The 3,561-nt window shown below is 68.3% G+C and carries 3 protein-coding genes and 1 pseudogene; 3 read left to right on the top strand and 1 reads right to left on the bottom strand.

Annotated features, from left to right (window positions below):
• Window positions 1–222, top strand: a pseudogene (locus AB0G02_RS31660) (hypothetical protein); the annotation flags it as partial.
• Between the two features lie 231 nt (window positions 223–453).
• Window positions 454–2,382: a recombinase family protein gene (locus tag AB0G02_RS31655; protein ID WP_360801396.1), complete on the top strand. Its 1,929-nt coding sequence runs from the start codon at window positions 454–456 to the stop codon at window positions 2,380–2,382.
• Between the two features lie 227 nt (window positions 2,383–2,609).
• Here AB0G02_RS31655 and AB0G02_RS31650 read toward each other — a convergent pair whose 3' ends face one another.
• Window positions 2,610–2,849, bottom strand: a complete 240-nt coding sequence (locus AB0G02_RS31650) for a hypothetical protein (protein WP_360801393.1) — start codon at window positions 2,847–2,849, stop codon at window positions 2,610–2,612.
• A 257-nt stretch (window positions 2,850–3,106) separates the two neighbouring features.
• Here AB0G02_RS31650 and AB0G02_RS31645 point away from each other — a divergent pair.
• On the top strand, window positions 3,107–3,561 hold a 455-nt coding region (locus AB0G02_RS31645), incomplete at its 3' end, for a hypothetical protein (protein WP_360801390.1).

The following is a 3,561-nucleotide window of genomic DNA, read 5'->3' as shown; positions in this document are numbered from 1 at the left end:
CTGGACCGGATGCTCGGGAACCAGTCCCGCATCGCCGACGCCGCCCGCGAACGAGCCCGCGAAGCGGGCCGCGGCTGGGATGACGCGGATCCGGCTCCGCTCGCGCTGGTGGGCGCGGCATTCGCCTGCCTTACCGCGGCGAACGCCTCAGCCGTGGCCGGCGGTGGGTCGTTGCACGAGGCCCTTGACCGGGCCATGGCCGCAGTCGGCCCACTCGCCTGAACCGTGAGCTGGTGAGATGTGAGGCAGGTGCTCAGCCGGCCGTGGAGGTCGGGATCTGCCGCGCCCGAGGGCTTTGACCGGCGCGGCGAGGTCCACTGCCCGCGGGCGTGGCAACCAGATCGGTTGGTCGGCGCCGCGGGGTGAGAGCACGTCGAGGTAGTGGTGCGGGGTTCGTGGTGAGGGCACCTCGTCACCTCGACGTCTGCCTATTCCGACATCGAGGATCACTCCATGACGGTGTCCGCCCCATCTCGCCCCACCACGCTCGCCGAGTGGATCGCCGCCACCGTCCCGTCTGGTATCCCGAGCTTGGATTCCGCTCCAGTCGGAAGCCTTCGGTTCCTCTTCTACGGGCGCGCTTCCACCCACGAGCACCAGGACCCGCGCACCTCGCGGGCCTGGCAGCTGGATGTCTCTCGCAGGCTGACCGGCGGGCACGGCGTGATCGTGGGGGAGTACTTCGAGGTCGGGTGTTCCCGTCAGGTGCCCTGGCATCTACGGCCTCGGGCGGCGGCGATGCTGCGCTACATCGCGGCGAACGCGAATCGGGTTGACGCGGTGGTGGTCGGGGAGTACGAGCGCGCGTTCCTCGACGGTGCTCAGGTGCGAGAACTGCGGGCGGTGCTGGAGCGGTACGGGGTGCAGTTGTGGTTGCCCGAGGCCGAAGGGCCGGTGGACTTCGGCAACCCCGCGCATGAAGCGCTGCTGGCGCTGCTGGCGAAGCGTTCGCTCACGGAGGTGCTGCGTTCCCGGCACCGGGTCGTCACCGCCATGCGGATGCAGACCGTCGAGCAGGGGCGCTACCTGGGCGGCAGGCCGCCGTACGGCTACCGTCTGGTGGACGCCGGGCCGCATCCGAATCGGGCGTTGGCGCGTCGGGGGGTTCGGCAGCAGCGGCTCGTGCCCGACCCGTCCACAGCACCTACCGTGAAGCTGATCTTCTCCTTACGTCTGGCCGGGCACAGCGCTGCGGGAATCGCCAGACACCTCAACGAGCAAGCCGTGCCCAGCCCGTCGAACGTGGACGCGCAGCGCAACCGGAGACACCTCGATGCGGGTTGGTCGCTGCGTACGGTGGTGGAGATCCTGGGCAATCCGCGCTACACCGGTCGTCAGGTGTGGAACCGCACCAGCGCCGACCGCGCCACCCGCTTGCCGAGCGGGCGTCGGACCAGCGTCCGCAACGAGCAGCATGCATGGGCGATCTCGACCCGCATCGCCCACACGCCAGTGGTGTCCGAGCAGGACTTCGTCACCACCCAGACCATCCAGGCCACCAGGAACAGCACGAGCCGTGCCGACGCCGATGGCGGCGAGCGCGTCTACCTGTTGGCGGCCAGGCTTCAGTGCGGGGTGTGCGGGCGGAAGATGGACTCCCACCGCTCCCACGGCCGGGCCGCCTACCGCTGCCGCCACGGCCACACCAGCGCCCGCACCCGACCGGAAGGCGCACCGGGCAACCTCTACCTGCGTGAGGACCACCTGCTCGCCCGCATCGCCGCACACCTCACCGCCGCGGGCATCGCCGACGATCCCGACGCGGAGCAGACCGCACGGCTGGTCGAGGAGCTCGGACTCGCCTTCCGCTGCGACGCCGCCGGGGTCGCTCTGCTCGACCGCGGCAGCACCGAGCCAGCGCGCGCACCACGCAGGCGCCTGGCACCGCAGCCAGTCCATAGCAGCCCTGGGACCGAACACCGTGGAAAGGCAGGCGAACAACTCCTGCTGACCGTGAGCTGCGCGACGGCCTCCGAGGCGGATCAGCCCGATGCACCCAGGGATCAGGTCGATGCACCGGCTCACAGAACCCGCCCCACACGCCAGCCTCTCCGGCGACGGATCGGCCCGGCAGCGCCCCAGCGTCGGCGCTGGCAGACCAGGTTTAACGTCGCCCTCGGCACCACCCGTTCGCGGAACGCATCCCGAGCCGGGGGAGCTAAGTACCCGCTGCCGGGCCAGCACGGCGGTGACCGCGGTCGACGGGTCGTGCACGAGCCGGACGCCGCCCACTGCTCTTGCCTTCGCACCGGCAGACACTCTCCAAGCAGCGACCATCGGGTAGGGTCGAGGCAGGGTCGGGAAACACAAAGCCCCACGAGACTCCCAGGTGACCTGGAAATATCTCGCGGGGCAAATTATGTGTCCGAGAGGGCTTGTTGAACCCCCAAATGTGGGCTTCAGCCCATCCCGGACACCGCCACGGTGCCGCATAAGTCAAGCATAGCAACAACTTCCGCCCACTGTCCAGGTGGGCCAGAGCCCACCTCCAGATACTTTCCTTATGGCGCAGTGCGATTGGCATCGAGCGCATCGGCAATTCCGAACGCGTTGGCCTCACATAGTGAGTCGATGATGTTGAAGCAACGACGGCGAACGTTCTGCTTTCCTTACCTGTACAGGCGGACGACTGTGGTGACGATGTCGCGGATGGCTGCGGCGTGGCGTGTGCTGATGTCTCCGACGTTGGTGCTGGCGATGCGGACGGCTTGTTCACTGGCCGTGATGATCGCTTCGGGCGTCAGGTGGAGGTTGTCCTGGAGCGCGTGGAACAGCGTCTCGAAGTGGTCGTCGAAGCCGGGGCTGTTCGTGAACGCTTCGGTGATCTTGTGTGCTGTCGTGGTGTCCACCTGGTGGAGTTTGGTGATGGCGCGGGTGGTGGCTGGGCGGACGGCCAGATCGGTGTCGTTGAGCAGTGGACAGAGAATGTCTGCCGAGCACGGCACGATCGTCGGCGGCTACTTTGAGCCCGCCTGCTCCCGTCAGGACCTCGAGAAGCCCGGAGCGAGGGCTGCCCGGAGCGCTGCGGACGTGTCCCCGGCGGCAGCGCTTCACCATTTCTGCAACGATCACCGCTCCGCGGTTGAGCGTTGTTAACCTTCGGCACATGGCGCACGTGTTTCTCGATCATGCCCTGCTGGGTGAGCTCAAGCGTTCGGGTTGCACACCGGCCCAGACTTACCTGGTGCAGAGGGTGATCCGCGGGATCAGCGGGACGTCGCTGTTGAGCCACCACGTCTCGGCTGCCGCGCCGATGACTGCGGAGCTGCCTCGGTTCTCGACCGCGCTGGCATCCTCACTCTCTCACGGACAGCCCAACACGACACTGCTTGGCAAGCTGTGCAGCGGCGCCACGCACGCGGTCGACCGTGCCGTCGCCCAGTGGGGTACCGCCAGCGCCCTGCGCAAGGTCAGGCACGCACTCGGCCAAGCGGCCACAACGCTCGGGGACATCAACAACCTCTCCCCCGGGAAGCGTCGCGCGGACGCCGCGCAACGGAGCGTGTTGTCCACCGCGGCCGCGGACATCACCGCCGCGTCTCCCGCGGTTCGGCATCTGAT

This window comes from Actinosynnema sp. NPDC023658 (assembly GCF_040639995.1).
Taxonomy (GTDB): Bacteria; Actinomycetota; Actinomycetes; order Mycobacteriales; family Pseudonocardiaceae; genus Actinosynnema.
The sequence above is the reverse complement of the archived record's forward strand: the minus strand, read 5'-3'. Positions and strand labels throughout refer to the sequence as shown.

Coding starts and splice junctions, on each gene's coding strand:
- AB0G02_RS31655 (WP_360801396.1), top strand. CDS start 454: ATGACGGTGTCCGCCCCATCTCGCCCCACCACGCTCGCCGAGTGGATC.